Here is a 24,670-nt window from a genome sequence, read left to right as displayed (position 1 = left end):
TATTAATTTTTAATTACAAACTCATGTCAAAATTGCGAATCCTGTACGCCGCCACCGAGATTCTTCCCTTCCTTCAGACCACAAAAGTAGCAGAGTTTCTGAACACGCTACCACAGGCCATGCAGGAAAGAGGTATGGAGATCCGCATATTTGTACCAAGGTTCGGTATAATTAACGAACGCAAGAACCGTTTACATGAGGTTGTTCGCCTGTCAGGTATAAACATCGCTGTTGGCGATGATGAAAAACCACTGGTTATTAAGGTGGCTTCTATTCCGAATGCTAAATTACAGGTATATTTTATCGACAACGAAGACTATTTCCACAGAAAGTCCGTTTTCGTTGACAAGAACAATAACTTTCACCAGGATAACGACGAGCGTGCCATCTTCTTCTGTAAGGGTGTGCTTGAAACGGTGAAAAAATTAGGCTGGCAACCAGACATTGTACACTGCAACGACTGGATGACCGGCTTGATACCAATGTACCTGAAAACAACCTATAAAAAAGATCCGATTTTTAAAGATTCTAAGTCGATGTTTACGGTATATAACCACAACTATACACATAAGTTTGCAGGCGACTTGGCAGAAAAAGTAAAGATGCTGGATATTGATGACAGCATGCTGGACCACCTGAAGTCTGCCGACATTGACAGCTTCCTGAAAATAGGTATGGAGTATGCTGATTCAGTAATTAAAACAAACGAAGATTTTAGCGAGAATATCAATGCCTTGTTCAGCGATTTTACTGCGAAGAACATCAGCACAGTTAGCGCCGACGATACTCTTTTAGATTCATACTATAACCTGTATAATGAACTCAGCCGTTAGAAGATTTGCCCTATTCTTCTTTTCCCTTGCTACACTTGCTTCCTGCGAAGACCCATCTGATATTGGTATAGACCTACAAGATGAAAATCTTGCCGGAACTACTTATACTGATACATTAACTATAAATACAGGCACTGTTTCTCAGCCCGATTCTATACTTGCCTTTAACCAGGATAGAGCTATACTTGGCGGGTATTGGGATGCTGTATTAGGTAATGTAAAGGGAACAACTTTTACTGAAGTGGCTTTAAGTGGTACAGACGTTGTTTTTGGAGATAAGAATAAGCCCAGGCTATTAGACAAGCTTGTGCTTACGCTGGATTATGACTCTACTTTTTATGGTGATATTGGTGAACCTATAACATTTGAAGTGCATGAACTTACTGAGTCTTTCCAAGAGAAGGCATCTTACTTTACAAACTCATCGCTTGCTTATGATCCTAAAGTATTAGGTAGCGTTACTTTTAAACCTGAGATCGTAGAGGTAAAGGATACAACAGGTAAGATTATTGGTGAGCATTATTCACGTCCATCAATAGTACTTGATCAAGAGTTTGCTCAAAATCTGCTAAACCAATCTGGCACTACAAATCTTAAAAATCAGGCAAATTTTGCACAGTTTTTAAAAGGCTTTGCGTTTGTACCAACAGGCGACCCTAAATTCCTTTTAGGCCTGAACCTTGGTTCTAATAATTCAAAGCTCACTTTATACTTCAGAAATGGAAGTGGAACAGGGGCTGATTCGGTTCGTAAATCACATACATTTTTCTTTGGCAGCGCTACTACGAGAGATTTCTCTAATATAACAGCTGATCGTAGTGGAACAGCTTTAGAAGGATTAGGTAAAAACGTTTTACTTGAATCTTCAGAAACTGGTGATGAAAGTTACATTCAGTCCGGTACTCAGCTTTTAACGAAGCTAACTATACCTCACCTTGCTAAGCTTAAGGAAAAGCATGGCAATATTGTTATTAACAGAGCAGAACTGGTTATACCTATCAAAACAGCATCAGATACAAAGTTAGCTGCACCGAAAGCCCTGGCTCTGTATGAAACAAATAGCAGTAATCGCATTTTGAAGAATAGCAATGGTGAGACACGGGTTGTTCCATTTGATGCAGCGTATGCACTGAATAGCACCAGGTATCCTGCTCAGCTCCTTTTTGATGCAGATAAAAAACAGTATACAGTAAATATAACCAGCTATGTACAGGCTATCTTACTTGGTAAAAAACCAAACGATGGCTTGTTGATTGCACCAGCTAAGTTTACAAATGCAGGTTCTGGAACGGTAGCAATATCAAAAGAAATTATTCCTTACAGAGCTATACTTAGCAACACTGTTGAGAAAGGCGTGAAGCTACGCGTATACTTTACAAAAGTAGACTAGATTCTATTATTATAATATTTTTAATAGGTACCTTTGCGGGTACCTATTATAGTTTTTACACAACAGACTTATGTGCGGAATTGTAGCATACGTAGGGCACAGAGAAGCTTGCCCAATTATTATTAAAGGCCTTAAGCGCCTGGAGTACAGAGGATACGACAGTGCAGGTATAGCACTGATGAACGGCAGCCTTAATGTTTACAAAAAGAAGGGTAAGGTTAGTGAGCTTGAAGCCTTTATAGCCGATAAAAATGTACATGGTACCATCGGGATGGGCCACACCCGCTGGGCTACCCACGGCGAACCGAACGATGTAAATGCCCACCCACACTATTCTACATCAGGTAAAATTGCGATCATTCATAATGGTATTATTGAGAACTATGCAGCTCTTAAGACACTGTTATTAGAAAAAGGCCATACTTTCCAATCAGATACCGACTCTGAAGTTTTCATTAATTTAATTGAAGACATTCGTACCACTACTGGTTGCTCTTTAGTTGAAGCTGTGCGTTTGGCACTACACGAAGTAGTAGGTGCTTATGCTATAGTTGTATTGTCTAAAGATGACCCGAATCATATTGTAGCTGCTCGTAAAGGTAGTCCGTTGGTAGTTGGTGTTGGTGAAGGTGAATACTTCTTTGCTTCTGATGCTACTCCGATCATCGAGTATACCAACGATGTAATCTACCTGAATGATTATGAAATTGCTGTTGTCAAAGATGGCCAGTTAGATATCCGCACAAAAGAAGATGTGCAACAGACACCTTATATTCAGCGCCTGGAACTAGCCCTGGAGTCTATTGAAAAAGGTGGCTACGAACACTTTATGCTGAAAGAGATTTTTGAGCAGCCTCGTTCAATTCTTGACAGCATGCGTGGCCGTATGATCGCAGAGAGGAACCACCTGATGATGGGCGGTATCCGTGAGTATGAGAATAAGTTCGCAAATGCTAACCGTATACTTATAGTTGCCTGCGGTACCTCGTGGCATGCAGGTCTGGTAGCTGAATACCTGATAGAGGACCTGGCACGCATACCTGTTGAAGTTGAATACGCTTCAGAGTTCCGTTACCGTAACCCGATCGTTAGTGAGAATGACATTGTAATTGCCATATCACAGTCTGGTGAAACAGCCGATACGCTGGCAGCGATTGAACTGGCCAAATCTAAAGGTGCTACTATTTTCGGTATCTGTAACGTGGTAGGCTCATCTATTGCACGTGCTACTGATGCAGGTGCTTATACACACGCAGGCCCTGAGATTGGTGTTGCCTCTACAAAAGCGTTTACAGCGCAGGTTACAGTTCTTACCCTTATTGCTATGATCATCGGCAGCAAGCGCGGAACTATAGAAACCACAAAACTGCACCAACTGATTGCTGAACTGGAGCAGATACCTGCGAAAGTAGAGCAGACGCTTAAACTGGATAAGCAGATCGAGGAAATCTCTGAAATTTATAAGGATGCGACCAACTTCTTATACTTAGGTCGTGGCTATAACTTCCCGGTTGCCCTGGAAGGCGCGCTTAAGCTGAAGGAGATTTCTTACATACACGCTGAAGGTTACCCAGCTGCCGAAATGAAGCACGGCCCGATTGCTTTGATTGATGAGCAGATGCCTGTAGTTGTTATTGCAACGAAAGACAGCTCTTATGAGAAGATTGTATCGAACGTGCAGGAAGTGAAAGCTCGTAAAGGTAAAGTAATTGCTATCGTAACTGAAGGCGATACAACTATACCTGCTATGGCAGACCATGTTATCGAAATTCCGGAAACAAGCGAGCACCTGATGCCATTGCTTTCTGTAGTTCCGCTGCAGTTGTTGTCTTACCATATTGCAGTAATGCGTGGTTGCAACGTAGACCAGCCACGTAACCTGGCAAAATCAGTAACTGTAGAGTAATTGCTACTAACTATAAAACAGAAAAGGAGACTCAATCAGGTCTCCTTTTTTATTGCTTATACTTTATAATTGCTGCTATACTTTATACTTCAAACATTTCCCCTTTCAGATACTTCGTCTTGAGCAGCGGGCATATTTTATAACGCTCCTCTTTGGTATCTTCATAAACTGCCTGCAGCACATTATACACGTTAGCTATACCTATCTGGTTTGCCCACTCAAAAGGGCCTTTAGGATAATTTGTACCTAGCTTCATTCCCAGATCAATATCTTCTATACCTGCTGTTTGTTCCTGCAAGGTATAACAAGCCTCATTAATGATCATGCAAAGTATACGAGGAGTAACCAAACCCACACGATCATCCACGATCAGGAAATCTGTTTCTAACTCGTTGCAAACTTCTATAAGGCGAGACTCACATCCTTTATGCAGTAGACTTACCTCCAGCACAGGTCTATTGAAAAGAGAAGGCAGTCCATTAAACCCTATCAAAGTACATGGTCTTTCGACGCCGGAAGCTTTTACAAGTGCAGCCAATTGTATAGTTGCCGCATTGCAGAAAACAACTTGGCTGGGAGCATACATACTTAACCGCTCAGGTTGCTCGTGCAGCAGAAAATCAAACACTACATCAGAAGGCTCCAGTTGCGCATCAATTATATTATGGCTTTGCAGGAAAGTATAGCGGATGCCATTATCATCTTCCTGAAATTTTTGTCTGAACTCATTGGCCATTTCTGGGCCAGCCAAAACAAGTATGTGCATATTTCTGTACTTTTGATGGTAAAGATAAACATTTAAACTAATTCAGAATGGCACATACCATTGTTAACTCACAGAACGCGCCGGCTCCTATCGGGCCTTATAGCCAGGCAACTATGGCTAACGGCGTACTTTATGTTTCGGGTCAGATTCCGTTGAACCAGCAAACCGGCGAACTGGTAAACAGCAGCATAGAAGAAGAAACGCACATGGTTATGAAAAACCTGCAGTTTATACTTTCAGAAGCTGGTATGGATTTCAGTAACGTGGTAAAGTGCAGCATTTTTGTGAAAGACCTAAACAACTTTGGTAAGATAAACGAAACGTACGGCAGCTACTTTACCAGCAACCCTCCAGCCCGCGAAACTGTAGAAGTGAGTCGTTTACCAAAAGATGTGAACGTAGAGATTTCGTGTATTGCGGTTAAATAGAGCTCTTCAAAGATATCTTGATGAAGGATAAAAGACAAAGGAGTTAAACTGCTGAGTCTTTTGTCCTTTCATCCTTCTTTAACTCGCTAACTCCTAAACTTAAATATTCGCTCCCTGTTCTAATTCACCCTCATCCGGCTGGGTAGTTATAACTTCTTCTTCCCCATATACTTCCTGGGCATGTTTACCCGGTTCTGCGTTCACAGCTGAGTTGCCAACTTCTATTTCCTGGCGAATGACCCGGACGGCATAAGTAGCCGGGTAAATATTATGGCCATACTTACGAGAGTAAACAAATGTGAAAACTGCTCCAAAGAAGATGATCTGGGATGTAAAGAACACCCACGTAAGTATAAGTACTACAGAGCCTGCTGCCCCGTAAACAGATGCCACATCATTCTTACCCAAGTAAAACCCGATCAAACCCCTGAACAAGGAGAACAGTATAGCGGTTACTACTGCCCCAACCCATACATCCCGCCACTTAATCTTGGCATCCGGCAAGAACTTATAGATGCAGGCAAACAAAAAGGTCATCATTACCAAGCTCGACATCAGGTTAGCCAGGTGCAGAATGTATACTACCCACCCCGATAAACGAGCAGTCAGAAAATCACCAACTATAACCAGCACCGTATTGGCCAGCAACGACAGCAAAAGTAAAATAGCAATCGCCAGAATCATTCCGAAAGACAAGAAACGGTCGAGTACCAGTTTGAGGTAGCCGCGCTTGGGCTTGGGCTTCACATACCATATCTCGTTCAGCGAATCCTGCAACGACACAAACAAGCCTGTGGCTGCAATAAACAATGCGCCGCCACCAATTATGGCTGCCAGGTTTAAATTGGCAAAGGCGTTTACATTTTCCACCATCTTCTGCACGGCATAGGCTCCTTCCGAACCTATCAGCTCTTTAATTCTAAAGTATATCTCCCCCGAAACGGCCTGCTCTTCCAGAAAATAACTGCTGGCACTGATGATGATGATAAGCATGGGTGGCAACGCAAAAATGGTGTAGTAAGCCAGCGCGGCACCTTTCTGAAATGAATTATTATCCAGGAACTCCAACCAGGTTTCCTGTAGCAGGCACCAAATCATGTTAAGTCGCGTACGTACCATCCGGGCTGCCTTTTAAGCTGTATACGAACCTGATACGCAAATACCTGATATTGTTTATACTTGCCACCCCACGTATAAAGTATAACATCAAATGAAGGTGCCGGTTATACTTACGTTTACATACTTTATTTTGTAAATTGCGCCCGAATTAGAAGATTACAAGAAGACGACCATACATGGAAAGAGAAGTAAGAGTACGCTTTGCACCAAGCCCTACCGGGCCACTTCATATAGGCGGTGTTCGCACGGCCCTTTACAATTACCTGCTGGCCCGCAAAACAGGCGGTAAAATGATATTGCGCATCGAGGATACAGACCAGAATCGTTTTGTTCCGGGTGCTGAAGACTATATCCGTGAGTCGCTGGAGTGGTGCGGCATAGAACTGGATGAAAGCCCATGGAACGGTGGCCCTTATGCACCATACCGCCAGTCGGAGCGCAAGCCGATGTACATGCAGTATGCCCTGCAACTGGTAAACGATGGCCATGCTTACTATGCATTTGATACTGCCGAAGAGCTGGAGGCAATGCGCGAGCGCCTGAAAGCTGCCAAAGTAGCTACGCCCCAGTACAATGCCATTACGCGTGCTACCATGCGTAACTCCCTTACCATGCCCGAAGACGAAGTTAAAAAGCTTCTGGAATCTGGCGCGCCTTATGTAATTCGTTTAAAAGTACCGCGCAAAGAAGAGATTCGCTTGAAAGACCTTATCCGTGGTTGGGTAATGGTACATTCTTCTTCTATCGATGATAAAGTTCTGATGAAATCAGATGGTATGCCTACGTACCACCTGGCTAACATTGTCGACGACCACCTGATGAAGATCACACACGTAATTCGTGGGGAAGAGTGGTTGCCATCTGCGCCGCTGCACGTGTTGCTGTACCGCTACCTGGGTTGGGAAGATACCATGCCTGAGTTTGCTCACTTACCACTGCTCTTAAAGCCGGATGGAAATGGAAAGCTAAGCAAGCGTGATGGCGATAAGCTGGGCTTCCCTGTATTCCCGCTGCGTTGGCAGGATCCGTTTACAGGTGAGATTTCTTCTGGTTACCGCGAGGCTGGTTATTTACCGGATGCTTTCGTTAACTTCCTGGCTTTCCTTGGCTGGAACCCGGGCACGCAGCAGGAAATCTTCTCGATGGAAGAACTGGCAAACGAATTTACAGTAGAGCGTATCGGTAAATCAGGTACACGCTTCGATATTCAGAAGGCCCGTTGGTTTAACGAGCAGTACCTGCGTGCCAAGCCAGATGCAGAACTTGCTGGTTTCTTATTAAAAGCCCTTGAAGAGCATAACATTTCGTGCACTCCGGAGAAGGCTGAAAAAGTAGCCGGACTGATGAAAGAGCGTGTAAGCTTCCCACAGGATTTCTGGAAAGAAGCAGCATATTTCTTTGTAGCTCCTGAAGAGTATAGCGAGAAAGTAGCTTCCAAGAAGTGGAATGCACAGTCAGTGGCGGTGTTCGAAGACTTTAAAAATGAGCTTCCTTCATTAGCTGATTTCAATGCTGATACAGTAAAGGAACTGCTTACCACTATACTAGAGCGCCATGGCATGAAGATCGGGCAGGTAATGCAGGCGCTACGCCTTGCTGTAACTGGTGCCGAAGCTGGTCCTGACCTGATGCAGATCATCGAAATAATTGGCCGTGAAGAAACGATAAATCGCATCGAAACCGCCATTGCAAAACTTAGCCAATACACTACTGCCGAGTAAGCAAGTACAGAATAAAGTAAGGCTGATCCTTTATCGGGTCAGCCTTTTTTATTGCCTCAAACTATAGCCCCACACGCATCATCCGCAACTATTTACCTTTTTATACTTATACAACTTAGAGTTTAAAAGATAAATATCATGGCCAGAAATAAAAAACCCGATAAAAGTAAAAAGAAATCGAAGGTGCATAAAGACCTGGAAGGCTTCGAAATAAAGGTAAACGAGCACGGTGAGATCATCTCAAACTATAGTATTGATAAGATAAATGAGTTCCTGAACAAGAACGTGGATGATAAGAAACTGATGAAGCGAGACGCAGCCGAGAAAGCTAAGCGCGAAGAGGAAGAAGAGTACCACATTGAGGAAGGCGAAGAGGTAGAAGAAACAGAAGAGGATTTTGTACGCGGCACCAGCTCCGTATCGGATGAGGAAGATGACCTGCCTGTAAAGCCTAAACTAAAAGACGAAGACGACGAAGAAGATTAACTATAGTTTATACTTCTTTTACTAAGTATGGCAGGAAGTATAAACTGTAGTTGCCCATCAATTTGTGCTATTTTCTTATATTGCTACTATAACCAACAAATCTGAAGTAATACTATGAGAAACTCCCACGAAATTGACTACAAGATCTATGGCAACGACATACAGGTGCTGGAGATAGAGCTGGACCCACAGGAAACAGTAATAGCCGAAGCCGGCGCTATGGTTTACATGGAAGAAGGCGTAGAGTTCCAAACAAAAATGGGCGACGGTTCTAACCCAAGCCAGGGCTTTTTAGGCAAGCTTGTATCAGCAGGCACACGTATGATAACCGGCGAATCGTTGTTTATGACGCACTTTACGCACATGGGCCACGGCAAAAGCCATGTAGCATTTTCGGCTCCATATCCAGGCACTATACTTCCTATTGATTTAAGAACAATCCGCAACAGCACCCTTATTACGCAGAAAGATGCTTTCCTGGCGGCTGCCTTAGGTACAAAGCTTAGCATACACTTTAATCAGCGCCTGGGAGCAGGCTTTTTTGGTGGCGAAGGATTTATACTTCAGCGTATGCAGGGCGATGGTATGGCCTTTATACATGCAGGCGGTACTGTAGTAGAGAAACAGCTAAATAACGAGACACTACGGGTAGATACAGGTTGTGTGGTGGCATTTGAAGAAGGTATAGACTTTAGTGTGCAGCGTGCTGGCGGTTTAAAGTCGATGATATTTGGTGGAGAAGGCTTGTTTTTAGCTACCCTGCGTGGTACAGGCCGTGTTTGGATACAGTCTATGCCGGTGAAGAAACTGATACAGGCACTGATGCCACAAGGTGAAAACGCCAGAAAAGAAGGCAGCATTTTAAGCAGCTTCCTGGAATAGGCAAGTTGCTGTGTTCTTGATCAGAAACTAAGAATTGCTAAATAAGGTCATATTTATAGGTATGACCTTTCTTATAAGAAAGGCTATACTTAACTGGTTGTACCCGTCTAAGTATAGCCTTTAATTTTATGAATGCTGTTCTTTTACCCTTCTATAAAATAATGCCGCAGCACCTGTGTTAAGTAATTTTCTATTTGCGAAGGATCAAACCGTTCAATGGCATCTTTATACACTATGTTGGTGCCTTTGTGATGAGCGTTTAATCTGTATACTGCACTTCCGGTTATAGTTAATTCGCGGGCCTTGTACTGTCCCTGCACCACGATCTTAGCTTCGTATACACCAGAGTTAAATTTGGGGTAAAAAGTAATGTTGCCTTCTACAACTTCACGGCTAAAGTGTTCAGGCGGATCTTTATACTTTATCTTAAACTCTTTTTTAAGGTTTTTTTCGACCTTCTTTATCTTCCTGACTACGCTTTGAGCATAGATCTCATTAAACTCTCTCAGAAAGTCTTTCTTCTGTTTTTCTTCACGCCTAAGAGCTTCTTCCCGGCTTCGTTTTTCTGCTTCTTTTTTCTTAAACGATTCATTTAAGTCTGTTAAAAAGTTTGCTAAACTCATCCTGCTCTTCTGTTTTAGGCGTTAAAGTGGTCAACTCTCAGGTTTAAGATTATTTACCAGCATTATTTCTTCCAGGTACTCGCGCGAATTGCTTAGGCGAGGTATTTTGTTTTGCCCGCCCAGCTTACCTTTTTCGCGAAGCCAGTTTATAAATGTACCTTGTGGTGCAGCATGCACGATAGGCTCCTGTAAGGCAATGTTATTCTGCCGTTTGGCATCATAATCGGAGTTAACTTCGCGCAGTGTATCGTCCAATACGTATGAGAATTGTTTAAGGTTATCTGGTAATTTTTCAAATTCTATCAACCACTCGTGCCCGCCTCGTTTGCCACTTTCCATATAAATTGGTGCAGCAGTAAAATTGGTGATAACGGCTCCTGTTACATCGCAAGCTTTGGTAATGGCAGCTTCAGCATTCTCAACTATAACTTCCTCGCCGAAGGCATTTATAAAGTGCTTGGTACGGCCTGATATCTTAATGCGGTACGGGCTAAGGTTTGTAAAACGTACAGTATCTCCGATTTTATAGCGCCACAAACCAGCATTTGTAGAGATAACCAAAGCGTAATTCTTTCCTAATTCTACCTGATCTAAAGTTAGTGTCTTGGGATTCTCTTCTTCAAACTGGTCCATAGGTATAAACTCATAGAATACACCATAGTCCAGCATCAGCAGCATTTCGTCTTCGGTTCCTGCCTGGTCCTGTATCCCGAAAAAGCCTTCAGAAGCATTGTATACTTCCAAGTAATTCATTTTATCAGAAGGGATCAACTCTTTAAACAGCTGACGGTATGGCCCAAAAGCTACTGCACCGTGCGTAAACAGCTCCAGGTTTGGCCATACTTCTAAAATGTTGCTCTTACCGGTTACTTCCAGTATGCGCTTTAGTAGTACGTAGGTCCAGGTTGGTACGCCGCTCATGCTTGTCACGTTTTCCTGCACGGTCAGCTCTACCATCTTCTCGATCTTCTCCTCCCACTTGTCCATCAGGGCAACTTTTAAGGGCGGTGTACGCATGGCTTCTGCCCAGATAGGCAGGTTCTGCATAATTACCGCTGATACGTCACCACACGAAACTTTCGAGTTAAGTTCGCTTGGCCGGTGGCTGCCCCCTATCGAAAGGCCTTTACCGGTAAAAAGCTTCGTCTCCGGGTATAGATTAACATAAATAGAAAGCATATCCTTTCCACCCTTGTAATGGCAATCTTCCAACGACTCAGGGCTTACAGGAATATACTTGCTTCGGGCATTGGTTGTACCTGATGATTTGGCAAACCACTCGATCTTAGTTGGCCAAAGCAGGTTTTGCTCCCCTTTAATAACACGCTCAATGTATGGGTACAGCTCTTCGTAAGTACAAACCGGCACCCGCTCCTGAAACTCCCGTACAGAAATTCCATCGCCGTAGCCATACTTCTTGCCCCATTCCGTACCTTTTGCGGTATTGATCAGGTTCTGAAAAAGCTCGTTCTGCACCTCATGCGGGTATTTCCGGAACAGATCTATATCATGGATCCGCTTCTTCATTACCCACGTCACAATTGAGTTAATTATTTCCACAAATTTCAGTTATCAGTTAACAATAAACAGTGATCAGTTTTATAAACCTCCACTGTTTGGATTTATTCTTGTAGACTTTAGAATTGAAAACATTATTCTACTCAGCTCATCAGCATTCTTAATTATACTTTCAGCAACTGGGTTATCTAAATAACCTGTGTCTCTAAGTAAATTTAGCCAATATTTTGTTTCTAAACTCTCTTTGTAAGCCAAGGAAATTTTAGAGGAAAAGTCTGCTGTAGAGATTCCACCGTTTGCTTCTGCTACGTTAGCTCCTATTGATGTCCCGCTACGCAGTAACTGCTTTGAAAGAATAAATTCTCTCTTCTCAGAAGTAAGGTGCTGCTACGCCCTTATGATCCTAATTGCAAAAGCGTAACACTTATTATACAAATTATTGCCGTTCATTCCTCCGATCTAATGAACTACACATATCGGAACTAACAGGCAAAGGTTTTATTATCTGGTAACTGATTACTGCTAATTGTTAACTGATCAGACTTTCCGTTTCAGTTCAAAGTGCTTGCCGAGGTATACGCGGCGTACCTGTTCGTCTGCGGCTAGTTCTTCGGCTGTACCAGACTTTAGAATTTTACCTTCAAATAGTAAGTAAGCGCGGTCTGTGATAGAGAGGGTCTCGTTTACGTTGTGGTCAGTTATAAGGATGCCAATGTTTTTGCTCTTGAGCTTGGCAACTATACTTTGAATTTCTTCCACAGCAATTGGATCTACTCCAGCGAAAGGCTCATCCAGTAGTACAAATTTAGGATCAACGGCCAAGGCACGCGCAATTTCGGTACGGCGGCGTTCCCCCCCGGAAAGCACTATACCTTTATTTTTGCGCACATGCGTCAGCGAAAATTCTTCCAGTAGCTCTTCTACTTTCTGGTGCTGCTCTTCCTTTGTCTTGTTTGTCATTTCCAGCACAGCCATAATATTTTCTTCTACTGTAAGCTGACGGAAAACAGATGCCTCCTGTGCCAGGTAGCCAACACCCCGCTTCGCGCGCTGGTACATCGGCAAAGCTGTAATATCTTCGGTATCCAAGTAAATTTTGCCAGCATTTGGCTTAACCAGGCCCACAATCATATAAAAAGATGTTGTTTTACCGGCACCATTTGGGCCCAGTAATCCTACAATCTCACCCTGGTTCACTTCCACACTTACGTCGTTTACAACGTTGCGCGATTTATACTTTTTAAACAAGTGTTCAGCTCTGAGTATCATTTGGCTAAGTTACGGAATTATGACATCATACTGCAAGGTTGCAACTTTTCGTTATAGTTATGGTGTTGGTAAGCCGAACTCCTGCTTTTATACAATTTGACTTTATTAACAATCTGTATAAAAGTTACTGCATCAGCTTGTATGTCAGGAGATAGTTGTATAAATTAAAATACTTTTAGCCAAATACCCTTTTATGATGCTTTCTTTACTCCTATCTTTTAGTAAACACGCTGCACTTACTAGCCTGTTATGGTACTCTTCTATAACGGGTTACAATACAGCTATTGCAGAAAATACAGTCTCTGCATCCATTGAAAACAGTGGCGAGACCAAGAATAACAACAACGCTACACTTAAGGGTATTGATGTATCGAGGTGGCAGAAAGAGGTAGACTGGATGCAGGTGAAAGAATCTGGTGTTACGTTTGCCTTCGTTAAAGCTACCCAGGGCGATTTCAGATTAGATCCTTTCTTTGCCCGTAACTGGGAAGAAACAAAGCGTCATGGAATTAAGCGTGGTGCTTACCATTTCTTTAAGCCTGAAGCTCCGGTTCAGGATCAGATTACGTTGTTTACCAGTACTGTTACGTTAGCACCCGGTGACCTGCCTCCCGTGTTGGATGTAGAAATTTCTGACCCAAGAATGACCGGAGAGCAACTGCGCACAAGTATAAAAACGTGGCTGGAAGCTGTTACAAAGCATTATGGTGTAAAACCGATTATCTATACAAGCCAGAACTATTACCGCCGCTGGTTGCAAGGACACTTTTCAGATTATCATTTCTGGATTGCGCGTTATAGCCCAGTTAAACCAGAGGTACATCATACAGATAGCTGGATGTTCTGGCAATATACTGATAGTGGCTCTGTTTCAGGTATAAACTCAGCAGTGGATATTAACTTCTTTGCTGGCAATATGGATAAACTGTCAGAGCTCTGCATACCGGAATATGCAACGGCAACCGAACAGATCAGCCCGCTGCAGCAGTTAAAACATAAGTACCCTCAGCCGTAAAGTATAGCAAGTATAATATTAAGAGAGCAGCCCTTACAGCAAGTATAGGCTGCTTTTTTATTTAAAGCGGATGTCTTTTACCTGGAGCTGTGTGGTGATGTTGCCTCTGTAGTTGTTCTCTTCTATTGTATAACATACATCAAACGGAATACCTTTGGAGATATGGGCATAATAGTCTCCAAAACCGAAGGCAATGGCATCAAATGCAGTATAGCCATCTTGGGTAAGGCGCAGTTTCAGGTGTGTATCGCCTACTACACGCAGATTTCCGGTATCATACACACATTCAGAAACAAACACAGGACGCATATTGCCCGGGCCAAAAGGCTCCATCTGCTTTATAATGCCAAAGAAGTTTCGTGTTATCTGCCCAAAGTTAATTCTGGCATCTATTTCTATCTGTGGCTGCTTTTGCTCTTCGGTAATGGCATTGGCTACAAACTGTTCAAAACGTTCTCTAAAGGCTGGTATATTCTCTACAGGTAATGTTAAGCCGGCAGCATACATATGGCCACCATACTGATCTAATAAGTCTGAACAGCTTTCTATGGCGCTGTGTACATTAAAGCCGTGCACTGAACGTGCTGAGCCCGAAGCCTTGCCATTAGATTCGGTAAGTATAATTGTTGGTCTGTAGTATTTTTCGATGCAGCGGGAGGCAACTATACCTATTACCCCTTTATGCCAGCTTTCTTTAAACAATACCGTAGAGTTTGCATTGCGAAGAAAATCATCTTCTTCGATCATCTGCAGTGCTTCTTTGGTAATGTTGCTGTCCTTGCTGCGGCGCTCTTTATTTGATTCGTTTATGATGTCAGCCATCCTGAAGGCTTCATCCTTGGTCTGAGCTAAAAGCATTCTGACAGAATTCTTAGCATCGCCCATACGACCGGCTGCATTTATTCGTGGCGAAAAACCAAATACAATGCTCGTAATATCCATTTCACCGGTTATACCTGCTAACTCTTTCAAAGCATCCAGGCCCGGGCGCATGGGTCGCGGACCATTTAGCAGGCGCAACCCATAGTAAGCTAATATCCTGTTCTCACCTGTTATCGGGACTATATCGGCAGCTATACTTACCACCACAAGGTCCAAGAAGTTAAACAGCTCCTCCAGCTCTACCCCATTTTGCAGGCAAAACGCCTGCAACAGTTTAAAGCCAACTCCGCAACCTGATAAGTCTTTATAAGGATACAGGCAATCTATTTGCTTAGGATCCAGTACAGCAACTGCCTGTGGTATGTCTGCGTCTGGTAAGTGGTGGTCGCAGATAATGAAATCTATACCTAAGCTAGCCGCATAAGCTACCTTATCTGCAGACTTAATGCCACAGTCCAGGCTGATGATCAGTCCGAAGCCGTTTTCTGCAGCATATTCTATACCTGCCGTAGACACACCATAGCCTTCTTTATACCTGTCCGGGATGTAAAACTCGATCTGGTGGGTGTAATGACGCAGAAAACCATACATAAGCGCTACCGAGGTGGTACCATCTACGTCATAATCGCCATAAACCAATATTTTTTCGGAACGATGAAGGGCTTCTGTTAAGCGGTTTACAGCCAAGTGCATGTCCTTCATCAGGAAAGGGTCATGCAGATCTGATAGCAAAGGACGGAAAAAAGCTTTGGCTTCTTCGAAAGTACAGATACCGCGCTGGCAAAGTATACCTGCAATGGTAGGGCTTACCTTCAGGCTTTCTGCCAGGTTATTTGTTATCTCCTCAGATACTTGCTGCTTGTATACCCACCTTTTCTCCATAATGCTCTTGACCTTACTATCAGTTCAGGCGCAAAGGTAACTAATTAAAACAGGTTTTAAGTTTCACCTGGCAGGCGCTATAGCCATCTTCGCCCGAAAATCTGTAATTTTGTATTAGTACAACAGCAACAACAGTGAAACGATTCAGAGATATTTTTAATAAGTATAAAGATTACTCCCTAGACCTGATCATGTATGGGTTCTTTCTCCTCTTTATACTTATCCTGTTCATTTTCTTTAGTTAATCTGTAGTTTTATCTGTCATCCCGAGCGCAGCCGAAAGATTTTATGTGTCCTATAGTTAAGGCTATACTTGCTCAACCCAAGCTATACTTTCACAGTCACTCTTCATCCTGGGAGCTATACTTACTCATCGATTCATTTCCAGCTTTGGTGCCCTCATGACAGAGAGGCCCATCTTTCGGTAGTTAAGTTTATAGGTAGATAGAGACGTATAGGTTCTTTGTTTTTCAGCAATACCATTTCATTGGGGCAGTCGTGACTTATTCTTTCTATACCTGTATCTATAAAATTATATTACAGGAACTGCGCACGCTACGAAGTCTAAAGATGCTCTTATCTTATCTTTTAAGGTAAGGTGCAAACTATCAATTAACCTCTACTATACTTTAATTTACTGTATCACCCCGTAACTTCCGGAAGCGTTTACGGGCCTCGGCAACATAAATACTGCCTTGGTGTTTGGCGAGCAGGTCGTTGTATAGTTGCTGCGCTTTACCCGTGTCTTTCAGGTTCTCTTCGTAAATGTAGGCCATCTTAAACAGGGCATCATCGCTGAGAATATCATATTGTGGATTACCAACAATATGCTGCAAACTAGCCACTGCTTCTGTAAAATTGCCTATGCGCTCCTGTATACCAGCTTTCTGGAAATATATTTCATCCGTTAAACTATGGCCGGGATATTTTTTCAGCATACCATCTAAGCTTGTAAGTGCCTGCTGCAGTTTGTTCTGGAACACGAGCAACTCTATAGCTGCATATTCTTCCATAGCCGTAGTTGATGTATCCAAACCGGTATTATCCGTAATCAGTAGGCTCAGGTCCATGGCATCGTTCGCTATTTCACGGCTTGTTGCTAACTTTAAGATATCTAGGTGTGCCTGTGCCAGCTCAAAATCACCTTTAAAATAACTTAACCGTGCATTCCGCAGCTTTGCATCATACCCGATTGGTGTATCCTTATGCGATTTCTCGACCTGCGAGTAAAGTAAAGTTGCTTCCCAAGGCTCCCCTTTTAGCAGATAGATATCTCCCAGCGTAAGTTTGCTTTCTGCTACCAGGTTGGCATTGGCACGAGGCATAGCAATAGCTTCCTGCAACAGTTCAATAGCTTTGGCTTTATCATCGAGGTAAAAAGCATACAGGTTAGCCATATGTTGCAATACTTCAACAGTGGCAGCGCTACGGCCTACTTCTGTAAGTAATGCATCATAATCAGCGGTCAAGGCACGTATCTTCTCCTTATCAACCGGAAATGTATTCTGTACCTGTTCTTCGCGGGCATTTATCAGCCGTTGCCTTGCCACCAGGTAGTAAGGCCCGTCCGGGTACTCCTTAACTATATATTCAAAGGCTTCGATGGCACTTTTATAGTCTTTGTTCCTGGCGCTGATGTTACCCAGCTCCATTACTCTGGCTCCACCGCTACGGGTACGCTTATCCACGGCCCGGGCCTGCATTAAAGCACCATAAAAATCAAGCCGCTGCACGTAAAGCCATATCAGTAGCTCGTTATAGGATAATTTATCCGGGTACTGTTGCACCCGCATTATCAGTTCTTTCTCCAGTGCATCCAGGGCTTTATCGTCGCGCAGGCTGTTCTGCAACATATTCTGCACGTATCCTAATTCTGATTCATTTTCCTGCAGCAGGTTCAGTACTTCCGGTATAAGCGCTTCGTTTTTCTGGCGGTAAGTATAGAGCGCTATCAAAGGTCTGTTATTTTCTAAAGGATTTTTACTCAGCTCACGCCCGCGCAGGTAAGCTTTTTCGGCATAATCGTATTGTTCATTCTGTATAAAAGCACTGGCAACAGCTATGGTGGTTTCCTGGTTCATCTGGGAGATGATCTTATTGAAGTGCTTTTCTGCTGCTGACTTATCGCCGGCTGCCTGGTAAACTATACCTAAGTCTACCTCATAGTTATAGTTGCCCGGGTTTTGCTTTATAGTTCTCTTAACCAGCTTTTCGGCTTCTTTATAGTTTCGCAGTGCCAGCAAGGTCTTCAGGTAATCAGGGTATGCCAGCGAAAACAAACGCCTGTTTTCTATTAGCTTCTCATACAGCGCACCTGCTTTCTGGTAATCACCTTTGCTGAAGTACTCCCGCGCCAGCTCCAGGTCCTGTGTCTGCCCCTGCGCAATAGTAGCAACAAGTATAAAGCACAGTGCCAGCAACAAGTATGTTTTTTTGAATAGAGCCATAGATGTACTTAAAACGAGAATTTGCCAGAACTTGATATATGGAGTTACTTGCTTCGCTGGTTATAAGTTAAGTTTTATACTTAGGTAATCCAATAAAACAAAAGAGCCACTCTGATGGGAGTGGCTCTTCTTATACTTCAGCAACGTGGCTTAGAAGAATCTAACACGGTTGTCTGTAATGTTTGCCTTCTCTTTGATAGCTTCGAAAGCTTGGCTCTCAGTGTTAGCAGAACGCATATTTACTAACTGCTGCTTTACACCAGAAAGATCTTTAACTTCCGGAGCTTTTGTAACATTAGCAAGTTCTACTACAATTACACCACCATTACCTTCAAAAGGAGCGGTACGGCCACCCGGCTTTAAGCCAAATGTTTTACCAACCGCAACAGGCTCCAGGCCGATACCAGGTATAGTGCCGGCAGCAAACGTCACATCGTCGGCTGTTCTAACCATTGCATCCGGACCATAAGCAGCAGCCATTTGGTCTACGTTGCCTTTCGTTTTCTGTATCTTCTCAATGATCTGCTTACCTTTCAGTTCGTTACGAACAGCTGCAGTCAGTTCATCTTTGATGTCTTCTACTTTAGCATAGCCTTTTTCGCGCTTGCCAGTAAGTACAGCTACCACAAATTGGTCATCAATCTCAAAAACAGGAGATACATCACCAACTTCAGTGTCTTTGGCATATGTCCAGCGTACCAGTTCACGAGCATTAGAAAGGTTACCGGCAATAATGTTGTTCTTACCAATCTCCTTTACTTCCTGCTTCACCAGCGCTTTATTCTTGGCTACGTTCGCACGGAACTCTTCCAGGTTACCGCTTGTACCAGAAAGCTCATCTGCAACGGCATAAGCTGCATCACGGGTAGTTTCGCTTGGCTCTATAGCACGCTCAATCGCAGCGATCTTGTAAGAACGGCTTGTTTTAGGAGCTGTGATCTTTACAATATGGTAACCATAATCTGTTTCTACAAGCTCAGGCAATAAACCAGCTGAAGAAGCACCAAATACTGCTTTCTCGAATGCCGGTACCATCTGGCCTGACTGGAACCAACCTAAATCACCGCCAACAGAAGCAGTACCATCTGTTCCATGCTGTGCAGCCATCTGTGCAAAGTCAGCACCTTTTTTGATCTGGTTCAATACATCTGTAGCTTTTGTTTTAGCAGCAGCTTTTGCTTCAGGTGTATCGTTTTCTGGCTTTATAAGAATGTGGCTTGCTTTTGCAGCACTCTTACCACCATCTTTTACATCCAGTACTTTATAAAGTGAGTAGTTTTCTGGTGTAGTGTATGGGCCGTATACTTTACCTTCTTCCAGTGTTACAGAACGTAATTGCTCCGGAAGCTCGCCTGGCGTTAGGTAAGTACCATTATATGGCACATCTGAATTTGCATTTACAAAGGCAGAATCGTTAGTAGCTGTAGCAAACTGCTTTGCCGCAGATGCCATCTCTTCCTCATACGATTTATTATCTTCCTGAGAAGCGGCAACCGGTACTGTTACAAACTCAATGTTACGACCATCTTCTACTTTGTACAGTTCTTTGTTACGGTTATAGAAATCCTGTAGCTGTGCATCGGTAACTTTAACTGCAGAATCAGAGATAGTAAAGTATGGTACATACAATACTTTAACTGAAGCTACCGCATTCTGTGCATTAAAGAAGTTCTTTGCTTCAGCAGTAGTAACATAAACAGACTTGCTCAGCAGGCTGTTATACTTTGTACGGATACGGTCAGAAATTACACCCTGCTCAAAGTTAGCCCACATTGGTCTTGCTTCAGGGCCCATCTGGTCCATGTTCTGCAGATACTGAACAACCTGTGCACGATCGAACTCGCCAGTTTGCGGATTAGTGAAAGCCTGCTTAACGGCCGGGTGTATGTTGTTACCCTGTACCATGTCTGCCAGCTCTTCTTCCGATACTTCTATACCTAAACGCTCGTATTCTTTTTCTAAGGCAATTTTAAAGATCAGCTGGTTCCAGGCCTGCTCGCGCATCATAGCAAGTTCGCCTTCGTTAGCGGCTCTACCTGACTGATTTTCGTAATTGGTCTTCATTTGCTGGAAGATCTCATCAAACTCCTGGTATTCAATTGTTTCACCAGCTATTTCACCAATCTCGTTGGCGTCGTTTCCAAGAAGCCTTGAGTTTGGCCCAAGCAGGTCGCCGCCTACTACAAATATGCCAAGCCCAATGGCAATGGCGCCTACCGCCCAACCAGACTTCTCTCTAATCTTGTTAATTAATGCCATTATCTGTTTAACTTATAAAAAGGATTGTGCAAAATAAGGTTAATCGCGCTAAAATTCAAAATTTTATGCAATTCTGTTTAACGTTCCGGTTCTGCCTGATTATCTGATGTTTTTACCAGCCTTACTGTATTAATCCGGTTCTCATCCATCGACAGGATCCTGATGTTGAATGGCGGGTATTCTATTACATCGCCCGGAGATGGAATTTCCCCAACTTCCGAAAAAATAAACCCACCCAAGGTTTCATAATCGCCTTCCGGCAGGCCAAGTTCATACTTATCATTCAGGTAATCTACTTCCAGGCGGGCGCTTAGCACATATATACCTTGCTCAGGATACACCTGTTCCAGCGTATCATCCAGGTCGTACTCATCTTCTATCTCCCCGAAAATCTCTTCTATTACATCTTCCACGGTAACTATACCTGCTGTTCCGCCAAACTCATCCAGCACTACGGCTACGCTTCTGTGTTCTGCTACAAACCGCACAAACAACTCGCTTGCCAGCATACTTTCAGGCACTAAGCTTACCGCCGAAAGTATATCGGCTATGTCCTTTGGCTGCTTAAACATATCCAGCTGGTGGCAATACCCAATAATGTTATCAATGTTATCCCGGTATACCAGTATTTTGGAATGGCCTGTTTCGATAAAAGCCTGCCGCAACATTTCAACAGAATCTTCTACTTCCACAGCTTCTATCTCGGTACGAGGCACCATGCACTCCCGAACTTTAACGTTCTTAAAATCCAGCGCATTATGAAATATCTCAGCATCTACCTCGGGAGCATTTTCCTGCTCCGGGTGGTACAGGCGGTTTTTGATGTAAGCATTAAGGTCTGTAAACCCAAAAACCGGCTTCTGATCAAGAAATTCAACCTTAAAAATCTTTTCGGCTACAACCTTGCTAAGGGCAACTATAACAAATACCACCGGGTAAAGCAGGTAATAAAACAACAGGATTGGCATTGCCAGCACCTGCAGCATCCTGTTCGGGTTAATAACAAAAAGGCTGCGTGGCAGAAATTCAGCTGTTAAGAGCACTACTACCGAGGCTACCACCACTTGTATTAAAAGTATAAGCAGATCGAACTGAACCTGGTTCGGGAACAGATTAGACAGAACAGTATGTAATAACCCCGCAATGGCAAAACCATACAGCACCAGCGCCAGCGTATTACCAATCAGGGCAGTGCCCATCAACCGCGACGGATGTTGGAGCAGGTGCCAGAGTATACGCCCCGACAGCACGCCATTCTTTTCGCTGAGCTCGATCTGCAACCTGTTAGCCGACATAAAAGCGATCTCTATACCTGAAAAGAAGGCAGACAGCAGCAGACCAATAATTAAAAATAAAATATGATTGGGTTCTATCATGATGTATTAGCCCTGGCGTCAGGCTTTTGTATTCTTCTTCCGATGTCTGTAAACTATAAACAGCACCAACGCGATCATGAATATCCAGTAGTTACCAGCAATATCTTTTTCTTCTATACTTCTATGGATGCCTATAACAATGGCCACAAACGCCAGTGATAATAAAATGGTATTTGATAGTTTTTGGTTCATTACTCTTCCAGGTCAAACACACCTGTGATCTTTTGTATAGTATAGTTCTCGAAATTCTGATCTGACCGAAGACCCTGGCCGGTTACTACTCTGTTTGGTGTTGTGATCTTTACAAACTTGTCTGTAAAGATCTTTCGGCGGCGCCTGTCCCAGGTAAGTTCTTCGGTTTCTAACATCTCCCCCTTCTGCAGGTTACGCACCACAACATTACCTTGAGCAAAGTATAGCTCACGGCCTTTATCCTGTTTACCATAGTTGGCACTCATAGTAGACGTTACTGCTCCCTCCCTCTGAAAGAATTCTACATCAAAGCCTTTCGGAAAAACACCATCACCGCCTTCAAACTCCTGCTGCACGGGCGCTTTCATCCGGATCATAAGCTTGGCAGAGTCACTGAACAGCGTAAAAACATCCTTATTCTCTATAATAGGGCCATTATACTTTATTTCCTTATCCGGGTCTTTCAGTTCTTCCTGGCAGCTAAAACCAACTATAGCTATGGTCGCCAACACTACTTGTATCCAACTTTTTATCTTCATTTCAGGAACTATGGTTTCTGTGAATTTAGCAAATTTTGTACGATTCTGTATCTTAACAAATTTACAAAGGCCTATAATACAAGAAAGGCCGCTTTTCAACGGCCTTCTGCTATAGTTATACTTCCCCTAAATCAGGTTATTCTAGTCTGCGTTTGATGAACCAGCGGCTGTTTATAGTTACGCCAATGTTAAACTGGAGGTAATTTTCTTTTATCAAACCGTTGTCGGTAGTGCCACGTGAGCCATACCCAAGCGATGTGTTAAGCTGGTAAAGATCATAAACAGTGGAGCGGCCTAATGGCATAGTTGCGCCAACTGTAAAGCCTTTGTCTTTTATCTGCTCGTTATTAACCTCGTAAGGCGAATTGCCATAGTATAAACCTGCACGGTACGTTACACGCTCAAAATAATTTCCTACTGAATTCGGATCCGGCGTATACTCAGCACCTACACTGGCACGGTAGCTATCTACCAGTTCCTGCTCGCCATTAAAGTTTCTGAAGCCTGACCACTTCTGCGTATAAAGATCAGCAGCAAATGTTAAGTTAGAACCGTTATCTACACTTATACCTGCACTAAAGCTTGATGGGATATCTACTGAACTATTAGCGCTGTCGGCATACAGGTTATTATCTATCACAGAACCGGTATTTGTGCGGCGCTCATTTGATGCGCTACGCTCTGCATCTAATGTCGCTTTGAAACTATAAACGGCACCTCCGCTTATAAAAAGTTTATCGCTAAACTGATGGCGGTAGTTAGCGCCTGCTCTAAATAACAAGTCGTTATACTTTGTTTTCTCGCTATATACTACTTCCTGATTCTCTAAACCCGACAGATCCGGATCAGTTATGGAAGTGGATTCTTCAGATAAGATATTTCCAAACAGGTAAGAGGCACTTGCTCCTATAGTTAAGCCTGATGTTATTCTAATACCGTGTCCAAAGTATAGCTCTGTGATCCCGCCTTCACCTTTAAATCTTTTAGTAAGATCTGCAGTTGGTGTCAGTTCAGATGTAGAAACAACTTCGTACTGCACGTTTGTATATGGCCGCAGGCTTAAAGCCGATGTCCAGCGTTTTGAAACAGGAACTGAAAGCGATAGTGCTGCCAGATTTGCATTACCATCTGTCTGCGATTGTGTTGCACTTTCCAGTTTCTTCAGCTCACCTGTTATGCCAATCTCAAAAGCGGTTGTGTTGTTGTAATAAAGTAACGCAGGGTTGGCTGTATTTATCTGATAGCTGTTAGCAGCGCTTATACCCGCATTGGCCATACCGGCATTCCGGATGTTACCCGTGTTATAGTTATATTCGCCTAAACCATAGCGGGAATAAGGTGTATTGGCAATGTTCTGTGCTTGTGCACCATACGAAAAACAAAGTACGGCAGCGCAAACCAGGGCGCGAAGTGTTTTATACATTATATGTCAAAATTCTATGAAGCCCGATCAAGACTAATTCAGGAATTACAAAGATGCGTCCTTTTAATTTACTTTCAAAAAATCCTGCATCTCCACCGCAAAGTATAACCACTAAATCCGGTGTTTTTTCAGAATATAATTGAATAAGCCCGTTTAGTTCTGCTACAGTGCCTGTTAAAACACCGCTTAAAATCGACTCGTTGGTGGTTTGCCCGGTAAGTGGAAAGCTTTCAGGAATTTGGTCTACTAACGGAAGCCGTTCTGTAAAAGTATGCAGCGCTTTTAATTTCATCCGTAAGCCTGGTGCAATTCCACCTCCCATGTAACTTCCGTCGCTGGTTATAAACTCATGGGTTATAGCTGTACCGGCATCAAACACCAAACAATTACGCCCCGGAAAAAAATAGTTAGCTCCCACAGCAGCGGCAATTCTGTCGACTCCCAGTGTATGAGGCGTTTTATACTTGTTTAAAACAGGCAAGGCTGTCTGTGCCGATAACTCTATTAAGTTACCGGTTACAGACAGCCTTGTTTTATAAGCAGCAGTATCAGCGGCTACGCTGGCAACTATGGCATTCTCAAAAGTATGGTTTGTTATCTCATCCGGAATGTTGTCCACTCCTTGAAAACAGCCTTGCTTTATTAAGGCGCCGCCATTAAAGATGCCATACTTGGTGCCGGTGTTGCCTACGTCTACCGCGATGCTCTGCATAG

The 24,670-nt window shown here is 43.3% G+C and carries 21 protein-coding genes and 1 pseudogene; 8 read left to right on the top strand and 14 right to left on the bottom strand.

The window, feature by feature from the left end; genetic code table 11:
• Window positions 1-23: 23 nt before the first annotated feature.
• From MJ612_RS15995 to glmS, 3 genes are all read left to right on the top strand, one after another.
• Window positions 24-833 (top strand): glycogen/starch synthase, encoded by an 810-nt coding sequence (locus MJ612_RS15995; protein WP_187032276.1) that lies wholly within the window; start codon window positions 24-26, stop codon window positions 831-833.
• Window positions 817-2,223 (top strand): DUF4270 family protein, encoded by a 1,407-nt coding sequence (locus tag MJ612_RS15990; protein ID WP_187032278.1) that lies wholly within the window; start codon window positions 817-819, stop codon window positions 2,221-2,223. The genes MJ612_RS15995 and MJ612_RS15990 overlap by 17 nt, the downstream gene beginning before the upstream one ends.
• Before the next feature lie 70 nt (window positions 2,224-2,293).
• A complete protein-coding gene (gene glmS / locus MJ612_RS15985) occupies window positions 2,294-4,129 on the top strand; it encodes a glutamine--fructose-6-phosphate transaminase (isomerizing) (RefSeq protein WP_187032280.1) in 1,836 nt (611 codons plus the stop codon).
• Window positions 4,130-4,211: 82 nt separating this feature from the next.
• Here glmS and MJ612_RS15980 read toward each other — a convergent pair whose 3' ends face one another.
• Window positions 4,212-4,895, bottom strand: a complete 684-nt coding sequence (locus MJ612_RS15980) for a 3-hydroxyacyl-CoA dehydrogenase family protein (protein ID WP_187032282.1) — start codon at window positions 4,893-4,895, stop codon at window positions 4,212-4,214.
• A gap of 47 nt (window positions 4,896-4,942) precedes the next feature.
• Here MJ612_RS15980 and MJ612_RS15975 point away from each other — a divergent pair, with 47 nt between their 5' ends.
• Window positions 4,943-5,323, top strand: coding sequence for a RidA family protein (locus MJ612_RS15975; protein WP_187032284.1), 381 nt, complete (start codon window positions 4,943-4,945; stop codon window positions 5,321-5,323).
• A gap of 99 nt (window positions 5,324-5,422) precedes the next feature.
• On the opposite strand, the gene MJ612_RS15970 is transcribed toward MJ612_RS15975, so the two are convergent.
• Window positions 5,423-6,442, bottom strand: coding sequence for a YihY/virulence factor BrkB family protein (locus MJ612_RS15970; protein ID WP_187032286.1), 1,020 nt, complete (start codon window positions 6,440-6,442; stop codon window positions 5,423-5,425).
• A gap of 176 nt (window positions 6,443-6,618) precedes the next feature.
• Here MJ612_RS15970 and gltX point away from each other — a divergent pair, with 176 nt between their 5' ends.
• From gltX to MJ612_RS15955, 3 genes are all read left to right on the top strand, one after another.
• On the top strand, window positions 6,619-8,163 hold the full coding sequence (gene gltX, locus MJ612_RS15965) for a glutamate--tRNA ligase (RefSeq protein ID WP_187032288.1): 1,545 nt from the start codon (window positions 6,619-6,621) through the stop codon (window positions 8,161-8,163).
• Between the two features lie 138 nt (window positions 8,164-8,301).
• Window positions 8,302-8,649, top strand: a complete 348-nt coding sequence (locus tag MJ612_RS15960) for a hypothetical protein (RefSeq protein WP_187032289.1) — start codon at window positions 8,302-8,304, stop codon at window positions 8,647-8,649.
• A 114-nt stretch (window positions 8,650-8,763) separates the two neighbouring features.
• A complete protein-coding gene (locus MJ612_RS15955; RefSeq protein WP_187032291.1) occupies window positions 8,764-9,531 on the top strand; it encodes a TIGR00266 family protein in 768 nt (255 codons plus the stop codon).
• 143 nt (window positions 9,532-9,674) lie between these two features.
• On the opposite strand, the gene MJ612_RS15950 is transcribed toward MJ612_RS15955, so the two are convergent.
• From MJ612_RS15950 to lptB, 4 genes and pseudogenes are all read right to left on the bottom strand, one after another.
• On the bottom strand, window positions 9,675-10,154 hold the full coding sequence (locus MJ612_RS15950) for a hypothetical protein (RefSeq protein ID WP_187032293.1): 480 nt from the start codon (window positions 10,152-10,154) through the stop codon (window positions 9,675-9,677).
• A gap of 30 nt (window positions 10,155-10,184) precedes the next feature.
• On the bottom strand, window positions 10,185-11,681 hold the full coding sequence (locus MJ612_RS15945) for a GH3 auxin-responsive promoter family protein (RefSeq protein WP_187032576.1): 1,497 nt from the start codon (window positions 11,679-11,681) through the stop codon (window positions 10,185-10,187).
• Between the two features lie 72 nt (window positions 11,682-11,753).
• A pseudogene (locus MJ612_RS15940) lies at window positions 11,754-12,044 on the bottom strand (four helix bundle protein); the annotation flags it as partial.
• A 165-nt stretch (window positions 12,045-12,209) separates the two neighbouring features.
• Window positions 12,210-12,941 (bottom strand): LPS export ABC transporter ATP-binding protein, encoded by a 732-nt coding sequence (gene lptB, locus MJ612_RS15935; RefSeq protein ID WP_187032295.1) that lies wholly within the window; start codon window positions 12,939-12,941, stop codon window positions 12,210-12,212.
• A gap of 193 nt (window positions 12,942-13,134) precedes the next feature.
• On the opposite strand from lptB, the gene MJ612_RS15930 reads away from it, so the two are divergent.
• Window positions 13,135-13,956, top strand: a complete 822-nt coding sequence (locus MJ612_RS15930; RefSeq protein ID WP_187032297.1) for a glycoside hydrolase family 25 protein — start codon at window positions 13,135-13,137, stop codon at window positions 13,954-13,956.
• Between the two features lie 57 nt (window positions 13,957-14,013).
• Here MJ612_RS15930 and recJ read toward each other — a convergent pair whose 3' ends face one another.
• The 8 genes from recJ to MJ612_RS15890 all read right to left on the bottom strand — a co-directional run bounded on the left by recJ (window position 14,014) and on the right by MJ612_RS15890 (window position 24,668).
• A complete protein-coding gene (recJ, locus tag MJ612_RS15925) occupies window positions 14,014-15,720 on the bottom strand; it encodes a single-stranded-DNA-specific exonuclease RecJ (protein WP_187032299.1) in 1,707 nt (568 codons plus the stop codon).
• Between the two features lie 629 nt (window positions 15,721-16,349).
• On the bottom strand, window positions 16,350-18,167 hold the full coding sequence (locus tag MJ612_RS15920; RefSeq protein ID WP_187032301.1) for a tetratricopeptide repeat protein: 1,818 nt from the start codon (window positions 18,165-18,167) through the stop codon (window positions 16,350-16,352).
• Between the two features lie 150 nt (window positions 18,168-18,317).
• Window positions 18,318-20,426: a peptidylprolyl isomerase gene (locus MJ612_RS15915; RefSeq protein WP_187032303.1), complete on the bottom strand. Its 2,109-nt coding sequence runs from the start codon at window positions 20,424-20,426 to the stop codon at window positions 18,318-18,320.
• Window positions 20,427-20,503: 77 nt separating this feature from the next.
• Window positions 20,504-21,802: a hemolysin family protein gene (locus tag MJ612_RS15910; RefSeq protein WP_187032305.1), complete on the bottom strand. Its 1,299-nt coding sequence runs from the start codon at window positions 21,800-21,802 to the stop codon at window positions 20,504-20,506.
• An 18-nt stretch (window positions 21,803-21,820) separates the two neighbouring features.
• A complete protein-coding gene (locus MJ612_RS15905; RefSeq protein ID WP_187032308.1) occupies window positions 21,821-21,994 on the bottom strand; it encodes a hypothetical protein in 174 nt (57 codons plus the stop codon).
• Window positions 21,994-22,533 (bottom strand): LPS export ABC transporter periplasmic protein LptC, encoded by a 540-nt coding sequence (lptC, locus tag MJ612_RS15900; RefSeq protein ID WP_222619660.1) that lies wholly within the window; start codon window positions 22,531-22,533, stop codon window positions 21,994-21,996. Before lptC ends, MJ612_RS15905 begins: the two co-directional genes overlap by 1 nt.
• 136 nt (window positions 22,534-22,669) lie before the next feature.
• Window positions 22,670-23,956, bottom strand: a complete 1,287-nt coding sequence (locus tag MJ612_RS15895) for an OmpP1/FadL family transporter (RefSeq protein WP_187032310.1) — start codon at window positions 23,954-23,956, stop codon at window positions 22,670-22,672.
• The gene (locus tag MJ612_RS15890) at window positions 23,949-24,668 is read right to left on the bottom strand and encodes a type III pantothenate kinase (protein WP_187032312.1); all 720 of its coding nucleotides are present in this window, start codon (window positions 24,666-24,668) and stop codon (window positions 23,949-23,951) included. The genes MJ612_RS15895 and MJ612_RS15890 overlap by 8 nt, the downstream gene beginning before the upstream one ends.
• Between the last annotated feature and the right edge of the window lie 2 nt (window positions 24,669-24,670).

Origin of the sequence: Pontibacter deserti (assembly GCF_023630255.1) — a bacterium.
Taxonomy (GTDB): Bacteria; Bacteroidota; Bacteroidia; order Cytophagales; family Hymenobacteraceae; genus Pontibacter; species Pontibacter deserti.
Note: the sequence above shows the minus strand (reverse complement) of the source record. Positions and strands in the feature narration are given on the sequence as shown.